Source organism: Haloferax sp. S2CR25 (assembly GCF_031624535.1).
GTDB lineage: Archaea > Halobacteriota > Halobacteria > Halobacteriales > Haloferacaceae > Haloferax > Haloferax massiliensis.
This window is the reverse complement of the sequence record NZ_JAMQOO010000003.1, coordinates 493,800-515,722: the sequence shown is the minus strand read 5'-3', so window position 1 is coordinate 515,722 and position 21,923 is coordinate 493,800. Positions and strand designations below refer to the sequence as shown.

Genomic DNA, 21,923 nt, shown 5'->3' with positions numbered 1-21,923 from the left:
CGAAGCGCTCGCTCGTCGCCGGAGTCGGCGTCGGGCGTCTTACGCCGAGGCTCGCATCCGGCTGTCGATGGCCTTCGCGAGCGTTCGCGCGAACTCGTCGTCGTTGATGTTCGCCGGCGATTCGATGACCTCCACGTGGTCGTCGAGATGTTCGCGAAGCGCGCCGAACAGCGCGTCGTCGGCCTCGGGGTCGTAGAAATCCTCGCCCTCCGCGTCGAGCATCGAGACGCCGCCGAGCGGGAGCGCGAGCGCGGTGGGGCCGGTCGCGGCGTTGAGCTTCTCCGCGATGATGCGGCCGAGTTCGGCGTTCTCCTCGGGCGTCGTCCGCATCAGCGTCACCTGCGGGTTGTGGACGTGGAACTGCCGGCCGTCGAACTCGTCGGAGACGGAGTCTCTCGGCCCGAAGTTGACCATGTCGAGCGCGCCGGTCGAGACCACCTGCGGGATGCCGCGCTCGGCCGCGGCGTCGAGTCGGTCGGGGCCCGCCGCGAGGACGCCGCCGACCAGTTCGTCGGCCCACTCGGTCGTCGTGACGTCGAGCACGCCGTCGATGACGCCCTCCTCGATGAGCGACTCCATCGCTCGGCCGCCGGTCCCGGTCGCGTGGAAGACGATGGTCTCGTAGCCGCGCGCTTCGAGCCAGTCGCGCGCCGTCTGAACGCACGGCGTCGTGACGCCGAACATCGTGATTCCGATGGTCGGCTTCTCCTCGGTCTCGGCGTCCGGTTCGTTCGACACCATGCCGACCATCGCGAGCGCCGCGTTGGAGATAACGGTCCGCGAGAGCTGATTGAGCCCCTCGATGTCGGCGACGGAGTACATCATCGCGATGTCGTGGTAGCCGACGTAGGGTTCCGTGTCGCCCGACGCCATCGTCGACAGCATCAGTTTGGGGACGCCCATCGGGAGCGCGCGCATCGCGGCCGTCGCGACCGAGGTGTTCCCCCCGCCGCCCAGCCCGAGGATACCGTCGAGTCGGCCCTCGTCGTGGAGTCGAGACGCGACGACTGCCGCGCCGTCGCCCATGATTTCGATAGCCTTGCCGCGGTCCCCGGCCTCCCGAAGCGCTTCGAGCGTGCTCCCGCCCGCCTCGGCCACGGCCGCGGCGTCGGTGTCCGGTTCGATTTCGGGGTCTCCCATCACGCCGACGTCGACGAGGTGGACTTCGAGCCCCTTCCCTTCGAGCACGTCGCGGGCGAACCCGATTTCCTCGCCCTTGGTGTCGAGCGTGCCGACGATGACGACGCTCATCGCTCACCCGCGGCGGACCGCTCGCGTCGGGCCGGTCCGTCCCCGTGGTTCGAAACCACGACACCCCGCGGCGTCGCCGTCGGTACGACAGACTGTGTGTATGCGCGGTTCATACTTGCAACCGTGGCAACACGACAGACTGTCATTAACATTTGGGTTGGTCCAACGTTCACCGACCGCTGCGGCGGAGAACCTCGCGGCCTCCGCTTACCATCGGACAGTACATTCAAGTAATATTAGTTCATGAAATTTGGTAGCCCAACACAGTGAGCCGACGGGAGTAATGGCTATACTCCTGTTACACCCCGGCCGTCAGGTCGGGCGAGCAGGCGGGAGGGAGCCGTCCGTCGGTCCATTGACGGGGTACGCGGCTGGACTGCGGTCGCGAGAGCGGCGCAGCCCTGTAATCGCACGGTAACCAACGACGACAGCGACCGACGCAACACACATGACACACGACGACGACACGACACGGGAAGCGAACGCCGGCGACGGCGACAGCGAGCGACTGAACATCAACAGGCGCGACTTCATGAAAGTGAGCGGCGCCGGGGCGGCGAACTTCCTCGGGGCCAGCGGCGTCGCGCAGGCGAAACAGCTCACCACCGACGACACGATTCGCCTCGTCGCGACGGAGGGTGACGTCCTCGCGGCGTACACGAACGAGGAGTCGGTCATCGAGGGGTCCGGCCTCGCCGACGCCATATCCGACTGGCGTCAGGGCGACCTGACGACGAACTCCCTGTTGAAGGGAATCAACAGTTGGCGCAACGGGACGGAGGTCGAGACCTCGGCGGACTCGTTCTCGTGGGTCGCGACGGCGCCCGACGAGATGGAAGACACCGTCAACCCGACGCTCGTCATGCACGAGGGCGAGGAGTACGAGATAGAGCTCTCGAACGTCATGGACGAGGCCATCACGTTCGTCCTCGCGGACCCGACCGGGGAGGAGATGCAGTCCTTTTCCACGATGGAGGGGTCCGGCGACTCGCAGACGGTCACCTTTACCGCCGAGTCGTCGATGGCGATGTACTACGCCGAGGAACACCCCGAGCAGATGCGGGGGAGCGTCGAGATAACGCCGCCGCCGGCCGAGGACAACATCAGCGTCCTCATGATGGGCGGTCCGCAGGGCGGCAGCCACAACGGCCCCGCCCGGCAGGTCCAGCTCACCGAGTACATGCTGAACCGCGGCATCGAGGTCCAGTACACCGACCGCCTCGCCGACCTCGAACCCGACGTGCTCCACCGCTACGACGCGTGGGTCATGATGGACAACCGCGGCGCGAACTACGGCCAAGAGCTGACCGCGGAACAGGAGCAGTCCATCGTCGAGTTCGTCGAGAACGGCGGCGGCTTCATCCCGATTCACAGCGCCTCGGCCTGTTTCACCGGCTCGGACGCCTACATGAACCTCGTCGGCGGTCAGTTCGCCGACCACAACTACAACGAGATGACGACGAGCTTCGCCCAGCCGAGTCATCCGATTCTGTCGAACCTCGACCCCATCACGGTCGAAGACGAGACGTACCGCCACACGAACCTCAACGACGACATCAACGTCCTCGCCTACGGGCAGTTCCCCGACGGGGACAGCATCCCCGAGTACGACGAGGGCCGCGAACAGGGCGAGCCGTGGTCGTGGACCCGAACGCAGGGCGACGGTCGCGTCTTCTACACCGCGTGGGGCCACGGCAGAGCGCCGTGGGCCACCGACGGCTTCAAGGCGCTCATCGAGAACGCGATTCGCTGGGTCACGAAGAACGAAGACACCATCGCCGACGACACCAAGGTCCTCAACGACCTGGAGTTCATCGACGCCGACATCCCGTACTATCCGCCGCCGGAGGGGAGCCTCCTGACGCCGGAGGTCCCCGAGGAGGTCGGCAGCGGGACGAGTTGGAACAAGATGCAGCGGGCGCTGAATCCCAGCGAGACGGTCCGGCGGACGATTACGCCGGAGGGCTTCGACCTCAAACCGTTCGTCACCGAGGCCGACCTGCCGGACGACGCGAAGGGGAACATCCTCGACGCGAAGTTCGACGAACAGGGTCGCGTCTGGCTGTCGGTCACCCGCGACTACCCCAACGAACTGGGGCAGAACCGCGACAAAATCGTCGTCTGCGAGGACACCGACGGCGACGGGCAGGCCGACGAGTTCACCGTCTTCGCGGACGGGCTCTCGATTCCCCCGAGCATGGTGGTCGTCGACGACGGCGTCGTCGTCACCGACCTCGATGACCCGAGCGAGAGCGGGAAGTTGGTCCACCTCGCCGACACGGACGGCGACGGACAGGCCGACGAGCGAACCGTCCTGTTCTCCGGGTACGGTAACGGCGACACCCACGCCGGTCCCAACGAACTGGTCCACGGCATCGACAACTGGATTTGGGGACAGGTCGGGTACGGCGGCTTCAGCGGCACCATCGCCGGCGAGGAGCGAAACTTCAGCTCCTCGGTCTACCGATTCAAGTTAGAGGACGGCTCGGTCACCGACTTCGAAATCGTCGGGGCGCTCCCGGGGAACCAGGCCGGCCTCGGCTTCACCGAGGAGGGCCTCGCGTTCGGCTCGGCCGCGACCTCTGGCCGACCGAGCAACTACTTCGCCATCCCGCATCAGCACTACGACCTCATCGAGGGGACCGGACCGAACGACTTCGGCGCGGCCTCCGACTCGAATCGGTTCCTCCCGGTCACGGACCGCGTCCGGCAGGTCGACCTCCACGGCGGGTACACCGCGGCGACCGGCCACACCATCTACACGGCGCGTGAATATCCCGAGAAGTACTGGAACAACACCGGCTTCGTCGGCGGCGGAACGGGACACCTCCTCGGGACGTTCTTCCTCTCGCAGGACGGCGCGGGGTACACCAACCACTACGCCCACAACATCGCGGGCGCGACAGACGCGTGGTTCGCGCCGTCGTACTCCTCGGTCGGTCCGGACGGTATGCTGTGGTTCATCGACTGGTACAACTACATCTACCAGCACAACCCGACACCCGACGGCTTCGACAACGGCCCCGGGAACGCGTACATGTCCGAGGTACGCGACCACGCGACCGCCCGGCTCTTCCGCGTCGTCTACGGCGACGACGACGGCTACGAGCCGACCGACCTCGCGGACGCGAGCGTCTCTGAACTCGTCGAGGCGCTGTCGAGTTCGAACATGTTCTGGCGGCGGACGGCCCAGCGGCTGTTGGTCGAACGGAACGAGACGGGCGCGCTCTCCTCGCTCGTCGACCTCGTCACGACGGAGACGCTCGACGAGGTCGGCCTCGACCCGGCGGCGATTCACGCGCTGTGGACGATGCACGGCCTCGGCGCGCTCGACGCCGACACCGGGAACAGCACCGCGATTCAGGCCGCGCTCGGCGCGCTGACGCACTCCTCGCCGGGCGTCAGACTCACCGCACTCCGCGTCCTCCCCTCGACGACGGACACGCGGGGGGCGATTCTCGACAACGACCTCCTCAACGACGAGGACGGTCGGGTCGCCATGTGGGCGCTCGTCGCGCTCGCGCAGACGCCGGCCGACGACGCCTCCGGCGAGGCGGTCTACCAGATGATTAGCGACGAGTCGAACTACCGGGACACGGTCCTCGTGGACGCGGCGTCGCTCGCCGGCGCGACCCACGCCGACGGCTTCATCCCAGCGTACGAGGCCAACGAGGACACGAGCGACGGCGGCGACACCGGCGACGACCTCCCGAACCTCATCGAGAACCCCTCGTTCGAGACGCCCGTCGGCGGCGACACCGGCGACTCCGACGCGATGCCCGTCGGCTGGTCGAACACGGGCTACTCCGGCTCGCCCGAGTTTTCGTACGCCGAGACCGGCTACGAGGGCGACCGGAGCGTCCAAGTCTCGTCCACCGAGGGCGCGGACGCGTCGTGGAACGCGACGGTCGCGGTCGACCCGAACACCGAGTACACGCTCTCCGCCTACGTCAAGACCGACAACGTCCAACTCGTTGACGGCACCGCAATCGGCGAGGGGCCGCTCGGCGCGACCATCAGCGTCGAGCAGATAGCGAACGCGGACTCGGGCACGCAGTGGGACACGATTCCGTCCGGACTGACCGGCACCAACGACTGGACGGAGGTGAGCACCACCGTCAACAGCGGCGACCTCGAAGAGCTCCAGATTAACTGCCTGTTCGGCGGCTACGGCGAGGCGACCGGCACGGCGTGGTTCGACGGCGTCTCGTTGACCGACCCGGACGGAACCGACGTGCTCTCGAACGGCTCGTTCGAAGAGAGCACCGGCGGGAGCGAATCCTCGATGCCCGCCGACTGGACGACGAACACGTTCGCGGGGACCGCCGAGTACACCTACGCGGACGCGGGCCAAGACGGCAGTCAGAGCGTCCAAATCTCGTCCACCGAGGGCGCGGACGCGGTCTGGCTCGCCGACGGCATCTCGGTCCAGCCCGAGACGGAGTACACCCTCAGCGGCTGGATTCGAACCGAGAACGTGCAGGCGAGCGACTCGGCCCGCGGCGCGCTGTTCAACGTCCACAGCACTGACTTCGAGACCGACCCGCTGACCGGAACGAACGACTGGACCGAGGTGAGCACCACGTTCACGACGGGTGCCGACACCTCGACGGTCCAGATTAACTGTCTGTTCGGCGGCTTCGGCAACGCGACGGGGACGGCGTGGTTCGACAACGTCTCGCTGACCGACCCCGACGGGAACAACCTCCTGCCGAACGCCTCGTTCGAAGAGGCCGCGGACACCGACTCGTCGTCGGACCCCGAGGGGCCGGCGAACTGGGAGGGAATCACCTACGGCGGCACGGCCGAGTTCACCTACACCTCGGACGTGGCGCGGACGGGTGATTACAGCGTTCGCGTCGACTCCACGGAGGGCGCGGACGCGTCGTGGTCGCAGTACCGCGACGACCTCGAACCGAACTCCGAGTACCGCTTCCGGGCGTGGGTCAGGACCTCGGACGACTTCAGCAACTCCGAGGACGGCTTCGGCGAAATCGGAAGCTCCTACGGCGTCACCATCAACGTCCACTCGCTCGGACAGGGCTCTGTCACCGACTACTACACCGACCCCGTCGACGACTGGCAACTGCTCGAAACGACGTTCTCGACCGGCGCGTCGCCCGGCGAGTTCCAGTTCAACCTGCTGTTCGGCGGCTGGGGCAACGCCACCGGCACCGCGTGGTTCGACGACACCGAACTGACGCGCATCGGCGGCTCCGGCAACGGGCTGGAACTCGTCTACGACCGCGTCACCGAACACGTCGATGCGACCGGCGGCGATGGCAGCGACGACGGCGGTAGCGACGACGGCGGCAGCGATGTCATCCCGTCCGGGTCGACCATCGAACTCGAAGCCGAGAGCAACGAGGGTTGGACCGGCGTCGCGCCGTCCGGTATCGCGGACGCGACGAACCCGACGCTCACCCTCGAAGCCGGCGGCGAGTACACGGTCACGTGGACGAACCGAAACGGCGCGCCCCACAACTTCGAGGTCGTCAACGGCGACGACTCCGTCGTCAACGACATCTCCACGTCGTACCTCGCGACGCAGGGCGAGTCACAGAGCGTCACGTTCACCGTCACCGACTCGATGGCGGAGTACGTCTGTCGCGCCCACAGCTTCCGGATGCGCGGCACCATCGAAATCGCGAGTTCGAGTAACTGAGCGGGCGAACCCCGTTCCGACTGCGGTCCGCGGCGTCTTTTCTTTCGTATCGAACTCGAACCGAGCGACGCGGAAAATCAGTGCGCCAAGCGCGCCGCGGCGATGGCGGTGGCGAAGCTACGCTCGCGGCCCGGCGAACAGCGACGGGCGCTCGAACCCGAGCGACACGTCGTCCGCGATGCCGAGGAGGTCAGCGACCGTCGGGGCGAACCGCCGGGCATCGACGACGCCACCGGATGAGCCGTCGGGCGCCGCCGGCCCGCCGAAGCCGTAGAAGCCGTGCGTGTCTGGGTCGACGCGACCGTGCGACCCGGACACTTTCGTCGGGTCGAGCGTCACGAGTCCCTCGTCGCCGAGGAACAGTTCGCACGGGTCGAAGCCGGGCTTGGCGTGGATGTCCATCTCCGTCGCGTACGACGGCGCGTCGGCGTCATCGGTCCACCAGTAGTACTGGAACCACGCGTCCGCGTCCGAGACGACGACGAGGTCGCCGGCGTTCGGGTGGTCCGCGTCGCCCCGCGCCTCGCCTTCGAGCACCGCGTCGACGCCGGGGAGCGCTTCGAGCACCTCTCGGGCGGCCGCCGGCCGGTCGGTGTACACGTGCGCGATTTGGTGGTCGACCATGGCGAACGCCGACGACGCGGCGATATCGACCTCCTCGCCGCCATCGCCGTCGTCGCGCACGGAGAGCAGGCCCGCCTCGCGGAGCGCTCGGTTCGGAAATACCGGGGTGTCGACCGCGTTGATGCCGTACTCGTTGACGACGCCGACCGCCGTCTCGGACCAGCGGGACGTCGCTTCGAGCCAGTTGAGGAACTCGCCGACGAGGTCGTCGACGACGCCCACCGCCTCCCGGAGTTCAGGCGAGTCGGGGCCGTGCCGCTGGGCGTCGTAGTCGAGGTGCGGCACGTACACCCACAGCAGGTCCGGGTCGGACCGCGCTATCGACTCCCGCGCGGCCGCGAGAATCCACTCGCTGCTCCGCTCGTCGGCGACCGGCCCCCAGTAGTTGTGCAGCGGGAAGTGGCCGTACTCCTCGCGGAGGCCGTCGTAGAAGCCGTCGGGGTTCGTCCAGCAGTCCATCTCGACGAGGGTGTTGTCCTCGTCCTCGATGGGCGACGGCGTGACGGCCACGTCGGCGCTCGTCCCGATGAGGTGTTGGAAGAACAGCGCGCCGGTCGTGAGTCCGGCCTCGTCGCTCGCGGCCTCCCACAGTCGGGTTCGCGTCCCCCGGTCGCGCTCCCAGAACTCGGCGACCTGGCGCTCGCGGTCGAACTCGCCGCTGGACACGTCGCCGTGGGCCGCGGGCGACCGCCCGGTCGAGAGCGTGGTCTGCGCGGGGACGGTGACGCTCGGAAACGAGGGTTCGAGCGCCCCGGACGGCTTTCCGGCGAGCAGGTCGGCGACGTTCGGTGCCAGCCCCTCGTCGAGGTGTTCCTGCTGGAGTCCGACGATATCGAGGACGACGACGCGACCGGCACCGGGCGCACTCGCGTTCGAGGGACTGTGAGTCGTCACAGTCCCTCCGCGTGGCGCTCCGCGTAGTCGTAGAGGAGTCGGAACTGCTCGGACAGTTCGTGGCTGTCGACGCCCTCGGGCGACTTGAAGAAGGACGCGAGGTGCGGCATCGTCCCGCCCTCGCCGCGCTCGTCGGCGAAGGCGGCCAACCGGACCAAGTCGAGAACGAGCGGCGCGGCGAGCGCCGAGTCGGCTCCCTCCCACGTGAACTGCATCTTCATCTCCGTCCCGAGGAAGCCCTCGAAGTGGACGTGGTCCCACGCGGTCTTCCAGTCGCCGAGCGACGGCGTGTAGTCGATGCGGACGGCGTTGTGGGTCTCGTAGCCGAGAATATCGTCCAGCAGGCCCCCCTTGCTCTCTATCTTCCCCGCCTTGTTGGCGTCGTCTTCGAGGACGAGTCCGTCGCTGTTGCCGAGGATGTTGTGGCCCTCCCACGAGAGGACGCGCAGGTTCCGCCCCGCGAACATCGGTCCGAGCGCGGACTTCATCAGCGTCTCGCCGGTCTTCCCGTCGCGGCCCATGTGCGGGACGCCGTTTCGCTCCGCGAGTTCGCGCAGGCCGCCGAGCGAGGACCCGGTACTGGGCGTGAAGTTGACGTACGGGTGGCCGTCGAGGAGCGCCGCGTAGGCGTACAGGGCGCTCGCGGGGAGGTTCGGGTCGTCGCGCTCGACCGCCGTCTCGAACGCCTCCACTGTCTCGTAGTCGCCGGGCGTCGGAATCGGCGGCTCGGTCGACGCGGCGTTCACGACGACCAGCCGGTCGACGTCCTGCGAGTCGGCGAAGGCGGCGTAGTCGGCCCGTATCTCCTCGACGATGTCGGCGACGGCCACGTCGGCGCTCGCCGTCTCCGAGGACATCCCCTCGACCGCCTCGCCGCACCGCCGGGCGGTCCCGAGTTCGACCCGCTCGTCGATTTCGCGCAGGTCCTCGCGGACCGCGTCGAGGGTGTCGGGTGCCACGACGCCGCCGTGACCCGCCATCTCCTCGGCGGTCTCCTCGATGCGCTGGGACCGGATGTCGTGGCCCCCGAACACGAGGTCGTCGACGGCGGGAAGGTCCAGCGCGGCCACCGGTTCGCGGGCCGTCACCATTCCGGTCGTGTCCGCGACTCCGCGTGCGATTGCGCGCGCGCCGGTCATCGAGACGCTCGCGACGTTACCTCTGGCTCCGATAATCCACACTCCGACTGTCATCGACTCACGATTGCGGTGGGCGATACATAACCTTGTCCGTCAATCATGTTGTTTCCGCGCCGATGCCGGGGGCGACCGCTCACCAGTCGAGGGAGGTGTCGGCGTCCCGCCTGTCGAGTTGGTCGCCGTGCTTGCTGAAGTCGAGGTTCCGGTCGAGGACCGTCTCCTCGGGGTGTCGCCACGTCTCGTCGCAGTCGACGCAGCGCCACTCCTCGTAGGGACGGCCGTCCTCGGGGGTGACGCGGTTCGATTCTATCGGCTCGCCGCAGAACGGACAGTGTTCCGGCATGCGACTACGGCGTCGGCCCGGACGAGTAAATAGCTGTCTCCGCCGGCGTGCGGGGTCGCCTCGGTCGGGCGTTTCGTCCCCCACTCCGGCGTCGTCATCGAACCCACCGAAACAATGATTAACTACCATCAGAGAGGTAGGTCACATGTCGATACCAATTATCGACCCGCACATGCACATGGTCTCTCGGTCGACGAGCGACTACGAGCGCGCCCGGCTCGCGGGCGTGGAATGCTGCGTCGAACCGGCGTTCTGGAGCGGGACGGACAAGCGACACGCGGCGTCGTTCTTCGACTACTTCGAGCAGATAATCGAGTTCGAGACCGACCGGGCGGAGCGGGCGGCGGGCATCGACCACTACGTCACCGTCGGCCTCGAACCCAAGGAGGCGAACTACCCCGAGATGGCCGAGGCGGTGATGGACGGTCTTCCCGAGTACCTCGACCGAGAGCACGTCGTCGGCCTCGGCGAAATCGGGCTGGACCAGGGGACCGACGCCGAGGAGTACGCGTTCAGACGCCAACTCAGGATGGCGGAGGAGCGCGAACTGCCGGTCATCATCCACACCCCGCACACCCAGAAGCCCGAGGGGACCGAGCGACTCGTCGAGATGATTCGGGAGGAAGACGTGACCGAAGAGCGAATCGTCATCGACCACAACACCGAGAACACGGTCGATATCTCGCTGCAGACCGACTGCTGGCTCGGCTTCACGCTCTACCCCGGGAAGATAGACGCCGAGACGACCATCGACATCCTCGAAGAGTACGGCACCGACAAGATGTTGCTCAACAGCGCCGCCGACTGGGACCCCTCGGACCCGCTCGCGGTTCCGAAAGCCCGAGACAAGATGCTCGACCGCGGCTGGGACCGAGACGAGGTCCGAAAGGTCGTCTACGACAACCCGCGGGAGTTCTTCGGCCAGTCGCCGAACTTCCACTACGAGGTGTGACCGATGGAGTTCGGCTTCTCGATGAACGCGTTCCGGCAGCGAACTCTCACCGAGGGCGTCGAGGCGATAGCCGACGCCGGCTACGACGGCGTCGAAATCCTGCTCGACGACCCGCACCTGTTCCCGGGGACGGCCGACGGCGACGACCTCGAACGCGCTCGGACGCTCCTCGACGACTGCGGTATCGAAGTCAGCAACTGCAACGCGTTCATGCTCAGCGCCATCGAGCCCTCCGCGGAGAGTCGGGCGGCGACGTTCAACCGCGATACCGAGGCGTTTCACCACCCCTCGTTCGTCGAACTCGACCCCGAGGACCGACAGGCGCGGGTCGAGCACACGAAGAACGCGCTCGCAACCGCGGCCGCGCTCGGCTCGGAGAGCATCTCGGTTCCGCCGGGCGGGCCGGTCCCGGAGCGCATGTCGCGGGCCGATGCGCTCGACGCGCTCGTCCGGGGCCTCCGCGAGGTCGCCGACGCCGCGGAGAAACTCGGGGTCGACGTGCTGGTCGAACCCGAACCGCACCTGCTCATCGAGACCTCCGAGGACTTCCTCGACCTCGTCGACCGGGTCGACTCGCCCCGTATCGGCTGTAACTTCGACGCGGGACACTTCTACTCGGTCGGCGAGGACCCGGTCGAACTGGTGGAGACGCTCGCGCCTTACACGCCGCACTACCACCTCGAAGACATCCCCGCGGACCGCACCCACGAACACACCCAACTCGGCGAGGGGGCGATGGACATCGACGGCTTCCTCGACGCGGTCGAAGCGACCGGCTACGACGGCTACGTCACGGTCGAACTGTACCCCTACCAAGAGACCGCGGCGGAGACGGCCCGGACCGCGATGGAGTACCTCGAAGCCCATGGCTGGGCCTGACCGCCCGAGTCGGACACGAATCCCCGTCCGGGCGACTGACCGACGATGAATCGAACGAACGCCACACCCGCGGCCGGCGACCTTCGACGCTCGCTTTCGAGCCTCGCCAGACTCGTCCGCGCCCCGAACCTGTTCACCGCGCCGCCCGACGTCATCCTCGGGGCGGTACTGGTCAGCGGCGGTCGCCCGTCGGTCCCGCTGTCGTCGCTCGCCAGCGTCGCGCTCGCCTCGGTCCTGCTGTACGCGGCGGGTACGACGCTCAACGACTACGCCGACGCCGGCGAGGACGCCCGGCACCGCCCGGAGCGACCGATTCCGTCGGGGGACGTGTCGCGCACGCGAGCGAGAAATCTCGGCGTCGCACTCCTCTGTGCCGGCGTCGTCGTCGCCGCGGCCGCCGGGGGACCGACCACCGGCCTCGTCGCCGCCGCCCTCGGTACGCTCGTCGCGCTCTACGACGGCGCGCTCAAGGACACGCCGCTCGGCTTCGCGGCGATGGGTGGCTGTCGGGGGGCGAACGTCGCCCTCGGCATGGCGGTCGTCGCGGGGTCGCCCTCCGCTCCGACGGCCCTGACGGTCCCGGCGTGGGTGTACCTCGTTCCGGTCGTCGTCGCGCTCTACATCGCCGGCGTCACGTACATGGCCGAGCGGGAGACCGGCGCGGGCGACTCGCGGGCGGCGCTGGTCGGGATAGCCGGCGTCGGACTCGCGGTCGGGTCGGTGGTCGCGGCCGCCGCGACGGTCGGCGTCGACCCAGCCGACTCCGCGACGCTCGCCGTGGCCGGCGGACTCCTCGTCTGGTTCGCGGCGTGGACCGGCCGCGACCTCCTGACCGCCTACGCCGACCCCCGACCGGGCACCATCGGCCCCGCGGTCGGTACGTGCGTCCTCGGACTCGTCGTGCTGAACGCAGCGGTCGCCGGACTGCTGAGTCCCGCGTGGGGCGTCGTCGCGGCGGCGTTCGTCGTCCCCGCGGTCGGCCTCTCGTCGGCGTTCGACGTGTCGTGAACTGGTCCGGCGCGTCGGCGACGGAGACATCGCGCTCCGTCTCGGACGTTGGCAGTACCAAAACAATTATTCATGTGTGACTGTACCACGACGTATGGTACAGTTAGCCTTCTCCACGAACGCGTACACGCGTTTCGACCTGCCGGAGGCAATCCGACGAATCGCCGATCACGGCTACGACGGGGTCGAGATACTGGCGGACGAACCGCACGCGTTCCTCGCCGACTTCGACGAGACGGACCGCGAGCGCGTCGTGGCCGCGCTGGACGAGACCGGACTCTCCGTGTCGAACATCAACGCGAACACGACGTGCGGTTACTACGACGACGCGCCGCCGTCGGCCTTTTTCGACCCGACGCTCATCTCGGGCGACGAGGAGGACCGCCGGTGGCGCATCGAGTACACGAAGGCGGCTCTCGACTTCGCCGCGCTGGTCGACGCGCCCGCGGCGTGCGTCGCAAGCGGGTCGGCGCTCCCCGGGACGCCGCCGGGCGAGGCCTACGACTACCTGCTCGAATCGCTCGACGAACTCACCGACTACGCCGAAGGCGTCGGCGTCGACCTCGGTATCGAGTTCGAACCGGAACTGCTCGTCGAGTGCACCGAGGAGGTGCTGACGCTCATCGACGACGTGGGGAGCGACGCGCTCGGCGTCAACTTCGACGTCGGCCACGCCGCCGTCTGCGGCGAGGACCCCGCCGAGAGCATCCGACAGTGCGCCGGTCACATCACCGGCATCCACCTCGAAGACATCGAGGGCGGCCGCGGCGGAAAGCACTACCACCTCATCCCCGGGGAGGGCGATATCGACTTCGAACCCGTCTTCGGTGCGCTCGACGACATCGGGTACGACGGCTTCGCGACGTTCGAACTGTACACCTACCCCGACGAACCCGACGAGGCGGCCCGGCGCGCGCGAGACGAACTGGTCGAATACGCCCGCTGACGGGCGGAACACCGGCGCGAATTCGCGGTTCGAGACACCGGACAGCGACCCGAGCGGACTCGAACTCCCGCGAGCGGCGTCCCGCGAGTGGCGTCGCGGTCCCCCCGACCCGCGGCCGTTCCGAGATAATCGTTAACTATTTGCATGGCGCTTTCGATTCACACGCTGACTGCATGCTTTCCAGCGAGAGCGAGCTATCCGCATCCAGAGGTAGCGCGCGCCCGAGACGCCAGTCTCCCGACCGACGAGTCGAACAGACACCGCCGGCGACCCCGCCCCGCCGAGACGAGCCGAAGCGGCCGTCACAATCCCAGTCCGCTCGCTCATCATGAGGCCGGACATTCCACGTCCGGGGCGGTCGGCGGAGCTCCGGCACGCGCTTCCGGTCGTCGTGGTGGCAGTTCTCTTGGTGGTCGGTTCGCTCGGACTGGGCGCGGCTGTCGCGCCGGTCGCCGCGGACGCTCACGGCGGGACCCTCGTGCGGACGGTCGACGACGCGACGCTCGCGCCCGGCGAGTCCACCACCGTCACGGTGGAGATAAACGCCTCCGAGCGGGGGAACTTCACCGTGGTCGAAGCGCTGAGTCCGGGCTTCGCGTCGGTCGAACTCGTCGACGACGACGGCGCGGACTTCTCCGGCGTCCGCGACGCCAACGACAAACTGTTCGCCACTTACGGCGACCGAGAGAACGTCACGCTCCAGTACCGCGTGACCGCCGCCGACTCGGCGAATGCGACGACCCACGAGCTCACCGGCTACGGCGACTTCGGTCTCGAAGACACCCGAGCCACGACCACCGGCGACGGGGAGATCAGCGTCTCGACCGACGGCGGGTCGAGCGTGATTCGGTCGGTCGACGACGCGACGCTCGCGCCCGGCGAGTCGGCGACCGTCTGGGTCGCCGTCGACCGCGACCGGGCGGCGAACTTCACGCTCGTCGAGGAGTTCAGCCCGGCGTTCGGCTCGGTCGAAATCGTCGATGCCGACGGCGCGGACTTCTCCGGCGTCCGCGACGCCAACGACGAACTGTTCGCCACCTACGGTGAGCGGGAGTTGGCCACGCTCGTCTACGAGGTGACCGCCGACAACGACGCGACGGCCGGCACGGTCTACGAGTTCGACGGCTTCGCGGACGCGAACGGCTCGCAGTCCGCGACCGGCGGGTCCGGCGAAATCAGCGTGCAGGCGTCGGACGGCGACTCCGGCGCGGTTCGGTCGGTCGATGACGAATCCCTCGCGCCCGGCGAATCGACCACGGTACGGGTCGAGGTCGACCGGGACGAGGCGACGAACTTCACCATCATCGAGGAGTTCAATCCCGCGTTCGCGTCAGTCGAACTCGTCGACGACGACGGGGCTGATTTCTCCGGCGTCCGCGACGCCAACGACGAGCTGTTCGCTACCTACGGCGACCGCGAGAACGTCACCCTCGTCTACGAAGTGACCGCGGGCGACGACGCGGGCGCCGCCACGGCGTACCAGTTCGACGGCTTCACCGACGTGAACGGGTCGGAGCTGACGACCGGCGGCACCGACGAACTCGACGTTCAAAGCGGGTCCGACGACGGTTGGGACCTCACTCGCTCGGCAGACGACACGACGCTCGAACCCGGTGAATCGACCGTCGTCTCGGTCGAAATAACCGGGAACGAGACGACGAACTTCACGCTCGTCGAGGAGTTCAACCCCGGCTTCGCGTCGGTCGAACTCGTCGACGACGACGGCGCGGACTTCTCCGGCGTGCGGAACGCCAACGACGAACTGTTCGCCACCTACGGCGACCGAGAGAACGTCACGCTCCAGTACCGCGTGACCGCCGGCGAGGACGTGGACGAAGACGCCTCGTACCAACTCGACGGGTTCGCGCAGTTCGACGCCGACGGCACGGAGATGGACGTCGACGGCGTCGAGTCGCTCACAGTCGGTTCCGACGGAGTCGCCGGCGGTGGCGGCGGTGGCGGCGGTGGAGATGACGATGACGATGACGACGACGGGAGTGGTGATGACGACGACACAGACGACGGGAGTTCCGACACGCCCGAGTCCACTGACTCCCCGGACGACGGCGACGATGAGGACACCGACGACGACAACGGTGACGACGGCGGTGACGACTCGAGTGATGGGGACGACTCAGACGACGACTCGGACGACGATGACGACGGGTCGGACGACGACTCGGGTGACGGAGCGCCCGAGACGGCGACCCCCGAGACGGACACGTCCGTGACGACCACGACGGACACGCCCGTTCCCGGGTTCGGTGTCTCGGTCGCGCTCGTCGCGCTCGTGCTCGGCTCGGTCTTCCTCGCGCGCCGGCGAACGAACTAACGGGACGACGAGACGATTGGCCCTCCCCGCACCTTCTCCGTTCCCCCTCGAACCTCCGTCGACCAACGCGTCCTCCAGCCTCTCGAACAGCGTTCTCGGGCCTGACTCGGACATTCAGAAGTTTTAATATAATAACTCCCAAGTCGTAGTTCAGGGTCCATCATGACAGAATGGTCTAGGCGGCGGTTTCTACAGACAGGCGCAGCCCTCGGCATCGCCGGAACGCTCCCGCAGACGACGACGAACGTGTCGGCGGCGTCACCGGCGTTGGATAAGTTCGTGCAACCGCTCCCGATTCCGTCGGTTCGAGAGCCCGACGGACAGCGAGACGGCGCGGACGCCTACGAGATCTCGGTCTCCGAGTTCACCCAACAGCTCCACCCGGACCTGCCGGAGACGACGGTCTGGGGGTTCGACGGGTCGTACCCCGGGCCGACCATCGAGGCGGACGCCGGGAGTCCGGTCCACGTTCGATTCGACAACAGCGACCTCCCCAGCGAGCATCTCTTTCCCGTCGACGAGCGAATCGGCGGCACGACGTCGGAGAACCACGCCGGCTACGACGGCCCGGTCCCGGAGGTCCGGACCGTCACCCACTTCCACGGCCTCGAAGTCGCCCCCGCGAGCGACGGACAGTCCGACATGTGGACCTCGCCGGGCGGGGTCGAGGGGCCGCGGTTCGAATCGGAGTGGCAGGAACTCCCGATGGAACAGGGGCGAACGACCTCGACGTACCACGACCACACGCTGGGTATCACCCGGCTCAACGGCTACGCCGGGCTCCTCGGTCTCTACTCGATTACGACCGACGCCGAGCGCGAACTCGGTCTGCCGTCGGGCGACTACGATATCCCGCTTCTGTTGCAGGACAAGGAGTTCAACGACGACGGCTCGCTGTACTACCCCGAGGAGTTCGTCTCGGCGTTTCTCGGCGACACGGCCGTCGTCAACGGAGCCGTGTGGCCGTACGTCGAGGTCGAACCGCGGCGGTACCGCCTCCGCGTCGTGAACGGCGCGAACCACCGGTCGTTCGACCTCCAGTTCGAGAACGAAAGCGGGTCGGGCGTCCCGACGATGTATCAGTTCGCGCCCGGTCACGGCTTCCTCGAATCCGTCGTCCCCATCGGGCCGAGCGGCGACCTCGATTCGCTCCTGCTCACGCCCTTCGAGCGCGGCGAACTCGTCGTGGACTTCTCCGACCACGCGGGCGAGACGCTCACGCTCACCAACGGCGCGGACATGGGTCCCGAACTGACCGACCTCGTACAGTTCCGCGTTTCAGACCCGTCGACGCCGCCCGAAGACGCGAGCGCCGACCCGACGGCCCTGTCGCTGCCCGCGCCGGCCTCGTACGACGAGAGCGACGCGCGGGTGACCCGCGAGATGACGCTCGGGACCGAAGTCGACATGGAGAACGACTTCATCAAGTACACCCTGAACGGCCACGTCTTCGGCGACGAGGGCGCGCCGGTCTACCCGCAACTCGGGTCGACCGAGATATGGGAACTGCAGAACGAGTCGGGCGGTCGGCACCCGATTCACCTGCATCTCGTCACGTTCCGGGTCATCGGCCGCGGGCCCGACGGGACCCAACCCCCGGACCCGAACGAACTGGGGCCGAAGGACACCGTCCGGGTCGACCCCAACGAGCGCGTGCGGATAATCGCCACGTTCGAGGGGTACACCGGACAGTTCCCGTGGCACTGCCACATGCTCGAACACGAGGACAACAAAATGATGATTCCGTTCGTCGTCGAGAACCCCATCGCGGCCTACGCGAACGAGGAGAACGTCGTCGACGCGACGGGCCTGACCGACGCGGTCGGCGACTGGCGGAACGACGACCTCGAAACCGAGGTCCTCCTCGAAGTCATCGACCAGTGGCGGAGCGGCGACGAGGTCGCCGACTGAGCGCCGTCGAGTTACTGCATCGGGTCCGCAGACGGCTCCGAAAACCACCGACTGCGTACGGCGTACGCGACGAGGACGACCGCGGTGGCGACGCCGATAATCGAGTACACGTCGACCTCGGAGAGCGACCGGGCGGCCTCGCCGAGGTAGACCGCCAGTATCGCTTCGAGCGCGTACCGCCCGCCGCGGCCGAGCACCGACGCCGCGAGGTACGTCCGGAGGTCGAGGTCGAACACGCCCGACCCGATAGAGAGCAGTTCGTACCCCTCCGGAATCGGCGCGAACGCCCCGAACGCGACCGTCGCGAACCCCGAACGCTCGAAGTAGCGCTCCACCTTGTGAATCCGCTCGCCAGCGAACCGCGAGTCCAGCGCGCGTCGGCCGCCCTTCTTGCCCATGAGGAAGCCGACCAGCCCCGCCGACACCGACCCGACGGTGGCGACGACCGCGTACAGGAGCGCGAACTCGGGGTTCGTCGCCGAAAGGGGAACGAGCACCAAGTCCGGCGGGACGGGCAGCAAGAAGAATTCGAGGAACGCCACGAGCAACAGTCCCGGCGCGCCGAGCGAGGCGAAAAACGCGGTCGAGAGTTCGACGGTCTCCAGTACGTCTAGCATCGTCGTCTCTACGCACCCGCTGCTGTCAGTAATAAGTATCGCCGGTCGTGAACTTCGGCTCCGCGGGCGGGAGCCTTCGAAACGAGGAGTCGCCGCGGGTGCAAAGCGGCGGGTTCGGTGCTGGTTCGTGAGTCGCGTCGGGCCTTGTGGTTCGCGGGGGAGTGCGTCAGGCTATCGGGTGTCGGTGACGTGGTCAGTCGAGGGCTTCGGCCATCTTCTCGATGGGGTGTGGCGGGCGGGACTCGCCGGGTCTGTCGCCGAGTTGGGAGCGACACGACGCGCCGGGTGCCGTGACGACGTCGCCGGGGCTCTCGTCGACCTGACCGAACAGGATTTCGCCGATGCCCTTCGAGAGTTCGTAGTGCTCTTCCTCGTAGCCGAACGACCCGGCCATCCCGCAGCAACTGGAGTCGAGCGGGTCGACGGCGTAACCGGAGCGACGCAGGACGCCCACCGCGTGGTGGTCCTTGTTCGTCGCCTTCTGGTTGCAGTGTCCGTGGTACGTCAGCGTCTCGGCGGGGGCGTCGAAGTCGAGGTGCTCGTCGGCGCGAACGACGTCGAGGTACTCCATGATGCCGTAGGCCGACCCCGAGACGAGTTCGACGGCCGTCCCGTCGAGGAGGTCGAGATACTCGTCTTGGAACATCACCGCGTCGGAGGGCTCGACGAAGACGACCGACCAGCCGTCGTCGACGTAGGGGCGGAGCCGCCCGACGTTGTGTCGTGCCCGGTCGCGGGCCGTGTCGAGCATCCCCATCGAGAACGCGGCGCGACCGCTCGATTCGAGGTCGCTCGGAATCCGCACGTGGACGTTCGCGGCTTCGAGGACCTCGACGGCGGCTTTCCCCGGTTCGGGGTAGTTGTAGTTGGTGTAGGTGTCGGGGAACAGAAGCACCTTCCCTCGGGCGTCGGCGGGCGACACCGACGACCCGCCGCGGGCCTCGAACCACTCTTCCAGCGACTCGCTGCTGAACGTCGGCAGTTCGCGCTCGCTGGCGATGCCGAGGACCTTCTCCATCAGGAGGCGGCTTCCCGGTAGCTCCGCGGCGACGTTCGAAAGCGGGGCCAGTTTGCTTCCGAGTTCGGACAGCGTGTCGATGTTGCCGAACACCCGCGAGCGGAGGCTGGTGCCCTCCTTTTGGTGGTACTGGTGTTTCACCTCGGACTTCAGCTTCGCCATGTCGACGCCGGTCGGGCAGTCGCTCTGACAGCCCTTACAGCCGACACAGAGGTCCAGCACCTCGGTCTGGAAGCGCTCGGAGTACAGTTCGTCCTCGGGGAGTTCGCCCGAGATGGCGGCCCGGAGCATGTTCGCGCGCCCGCGAGTCGTCTGGACTTCCTCCTTCGACGCGCGGTAGGTCGGGCACATGGTGTTCGAGTCGGTCTGTCGGCAGGTGCCGCAACCGTTACAGAGTTCGACGAGGTGCGAGAACCCCCCCTCGTCGGAGAAGTCGAGGTCGGTCTGGGGCTCGACGGACTGGTAGTCCGGACCGTACCGGAGGTTCTCGCGCATGTCCGCGCCGACGCCGCGGTCGCTGTCCGGTCCGGGGTCCGAGGGTCCGTCTCGGTAGACGACGTTGCCGGGATTGAACACCCAGTCGGGGTCGAACGCCGTCTTCAGCTCCTTGAACGCGCCCCAGAGTTCGGGCCCGTACATCTTCGGGTTGAACTCGGTCCGGGCCATCCCGTCGCCGTGCTCGCCCGAGAAGGCCCCGTGGTGTTCGACGACGAGGTCGGTCACGTCGTCGGTGATGGAGTGCATCTTCTCGATGCCCTCGTTCTCTTTGAGATTCAGAATGGGGCGGATGTGGAGCGTCCCCGACCCGGCGTGGGCGAAGTACGCGGCGGACGTGCCGTGGTCCTCCAGCACGTCCTCGAACTTCTGGACGTACTCCGCGAGTTCCTCGGGCGGGACGGTCGCGTCCTCGATGAACGGGTAGGGTTTCGGGTCGCCTTCGAGGCTCATCAACAGCGGAATCGCGGCTTTGCGGAGCTTCCACAGTCGGCCTTGGCTCTCCTCGGAGTAGGCTTCGAGCACGTCGAACGCCGCGCCGGAGTCGACGAAGTGGGCGTTCGTGTCGGCGACCGCGGCCTCGAAGTCGTCGACGAGTTCGTCGTCCCACTCCAGCATCAGCGCCGCCTTCGCACCCTCCGGGATGGGTTCGGCGTACTCGGCGTAGCCCTCAGACTCGCGGGCGAGGCGGAACACCTCGTCGTCCATGAGTTCGACGGCGCTGACGGGGAATTCGAGGGCTTCGGGAACGGCCTCCATCGCCTCGACGAGGTCGTCGAAGCAGTACAGCGCGAGCGCCGTCTCGTCCGGTTTGGTGACGAGCGAGACGGTTGCCTCGACGATGACGCCGAGAGTCCCCTCCGCGCCGACGAACAGCTTCGAGAGGTTGATGACCTCCTCGCCGTCGTCGTTCTCGTAGATGACCTTCTGGAGGTTGTACCCCGACACCGAGCGCTTGAGCGACGGATATCTGTTCTCTATTTCTGACTCGTGGTTCTCGACGAGGCCCCGAACCGTCCGGTAGATGTCCGCCTCCAAGTCGCCTTGGGCGAGAATCGACTCGTACTCGTCGCCGTCGAGGACGACCTCGCGGGTGTGAATCCGCGACCCGTCGGCCAGAATCACCTGTAACTCCTCGGTGTAGGCGTCGGTGATGCCGTAGCGGACCGAATGCGCGCCGGTCGAGTTGTTGCCGATACCGCCGCCGACGGTCGAGCGGTTCGACGAAGCTGGGTCCGGCGCGAACTTCAGTCCGTGGTCGGCGAGCGCGGCGTCGAGGTGGTCTTGGACGCATCCCGGCTGGACGGTCGCGCGCTTCGCCTCCGGGTCGATATCCACGATGTCGTCCATGTACTTCGTGAAATCGACGACGACGCAGCCCCGGCCGACGGTCTGGCCGCCCAGCGATGACCCCGTTCCGCGTGGCAGAACGGGGACGCCGTGACTCGTCGCCGTCTCGACGGCGGCGCGCACGTCGTCGGCGTCCCTCGGCACGACGACTCCCGCGGGTCGCGCCTGATAGATACTGCCGTCGGTCGCGTACAGCACCTGCGCGTACTCGTCGAACTTCACGTCACCGTCGACGCGGCCCCGTAACTCCGACGCCAACGCGGAGTACGCCGCCACGTCCGGCCGGTCCAAGTCTAGCGTCGTCGCCGATGTCTCTCCTCCCCGAGGGGAGTCGAGAATGTCTTCGACTGCCATCATCAATGGTACACATACGCACGGATTAAATCCTCTGGTGTTGCGACGCGTTCTCGTCCCCCGAACCGCCCGCGACGGCCGAGGTGGGGATTTATATTCACGTCCTTGGTACGTAACCACATTCATGGTCAGGTCACCGAACTGG

At 67.4% G+C, this 21,923-nt stretch carries 13 protein-coding genes; 7 read left to right on the top strand and 6 right to left on the bottom strand.

All coding sequences use genetic code 11. From position 1 onward, the window contains the following. Positions 1-39 precede the first annotated feature (39 nt). Positions 40-1,251: a Tm-1-like ATP-binding domain-containing protein gene (locus NDI65_RS10670; RefSeq protein ID WP_089780712.1), complete on the bottom strand. Its 1,212-nt coding sequence runs from the start codon at positions 1,249-1,251 to the stop codon at positions 40-42. Between the two features lie 448 nt (positions 1,252-1,699). Between NDI65_RS10670 and NDI65_RS10665 the strand changes: the two genes are divergently transcribed. Continuing rightward, positions 1,700-6,916: a PVC-type heme-binding CxxCH protein gene (locus NDI65_RS10665; RefSeq protein ID WP_089780710.1), complete on the top strand. Its 5,217-nt coding sequence runs from the start codon at positions 1,700-1,702 to the stop codon at positions 6,914-6,916. Positions 6,917-7,033: 117 nt separating this feature from the next. Here the strand turns inward: NDI65_RS10665 and NDI65_RS10660 are convergent, their stop codons facing one another. The 3 genes from NDI65_RS10660 to NDI65_RS10650 all read right to left on the bottom strand — a co-directional run bounded on the left by NDI65_RS10660 (position 7,034) and on the right by NDI65_RS10650 (position 9,916). Further along, positions 7,034-8,434 (bottom strand): nucleotide pyrophosphatase/phosphodiesterase family protein, encoded by a 1,401-nt coding sequence (locus NDI65_RS10660; protein ID WP_089780708.1) that lies wholly within the window; start codon positions 8,432-8,434, stop codon positions 7,034-7,036. Continuing rightward, entirely contained in the window at positions 8,431-9,627 is a 1,197-nt protein-coding gene (locus NDI65_RS10655; protein WP_089780706.1) for an inositol-3-phosphate synthase, read from the bottom strand. Before NDI65_RS10655 ends, NDI65_RS10660 begins: the two co-directional genes overlap by 4 nt. 79 nt (positions 9,628-9,706) lie before the next feature. Further along, positions 9,707-9,916, bottom strand: a complete 210-nt coding sequence (locus NDI65_RS10650; protein WP_042664437.1) for a hypothetical protein — start codon at positions 9,914-9,916, stop codon at positions 9,707-9,709. Positions 9,917-10,088: 172 nt separating this feature from the next. Between NDI65_RS10650 and NDI65_RS10645 the strand changes: the two genes are divergently transcribed. From NDI65_RS10645 to NDI65_RS10620, 6 genes are all read left to right on the top strand, one after another. Next, entirely contained in the window at positions 10,089-10,868 is a 780-nt protein-coding gene (locus NDI65_RS10645; RefSeq protein WP_193310970.1) for a TatD family hydrolase, read from the top strand. A gap of 3 nt (positions 10,869-10,871) precedes the next feature. Continuing rightward, the gene (locus NDI65_RS10640; RefSeq protein ID WP_089780704.1) at positions 10,872-11,747 is read left to right on the top strand and encodes a sugar phosphate isomerase/epimerase family protein; all 876 of its coding nucleotides are present in this window, start codon (positions 10,872-10,874) and stop codon (positions 11,745-11,747) included. A 45-nt stretch (positions 11,748-11,792) separates the two neighbouring features. Then, positions 11,793-12,755, top strand: a complete 963-nt coding sequence (locus NDI65_RS10635) for a UbiA family prenyltransferase (protein ID WP_089780702.1) — start codon at positions 11,793-11,795, stop codon at positions 12,753-12,755. A 94-nt stretch (positions 12,756-12,849) separates the two neighbouring features. Then, positions 12,850-13,701 carry a sugar phosphate isomerase/epimerase family protein gene (locus NDI65_RS10630; protein ID WP_042665264.1) on the top strand — a complete coding sequence of 284 codons (852 nt, stop codon included), beginning with the start codon at positions 12,850-12,852 and terminating at the stop codon, positions 13,699-13,701. Positions 13,702-14,029: 328 nt separating this feature from the next. Next, positions 14,030-16,033, top strand: a complete 2,004-nt coding sequence (locus tag NDI65_RS10625) for a PGF-CTERM sorting domain-containing protein (protein WP_310893642.1) — start codon at positions 14,030-14,032, stop codon at positions 16,031-16,033. Positions 16,034-16,279: 246 nt separating this feature from the next. Next, on the top strand, positions 16,280-17,944 hold the full coding sequence (locus tag NDI65_RS10620) for a multicopper oxidase (RefSeq protein WP_089780788.1): 1,665 nt from the start codon (positions 16,280-16,282) through the stop codon (positions 17,942-17,944). Between the two features lie 11 nt (positions 17,945-17,955). On the opposite strand, the gene NDI65_RS10615 is transcribed toward NDI65_RS10620, so the two are convergent. Further along, positions 17,956-18,561, bottom strand: coding sequence for a VTT domain-containing protein (locus NDI65_RS10615; protein WP_089780698.1), 606 nt, complete (start codon positions 18,559-18,561; stop codon positions 17,956-17,958). A 193-nt stretch (positions 18,562-18,754) separates the two neighbouring features. Further along, entirely contained in the window at positions 18,755-21,781 is a 3,027-nt protein-coding gene (locus tag NDI65_RS10610) for an FAD-binding and (Fe-S)-binding domain-containing protein (protein ID WP_089780696.1), read from the bottom strand. Positions 21,782-21,923: the final 142 nt, after the last annotated feature.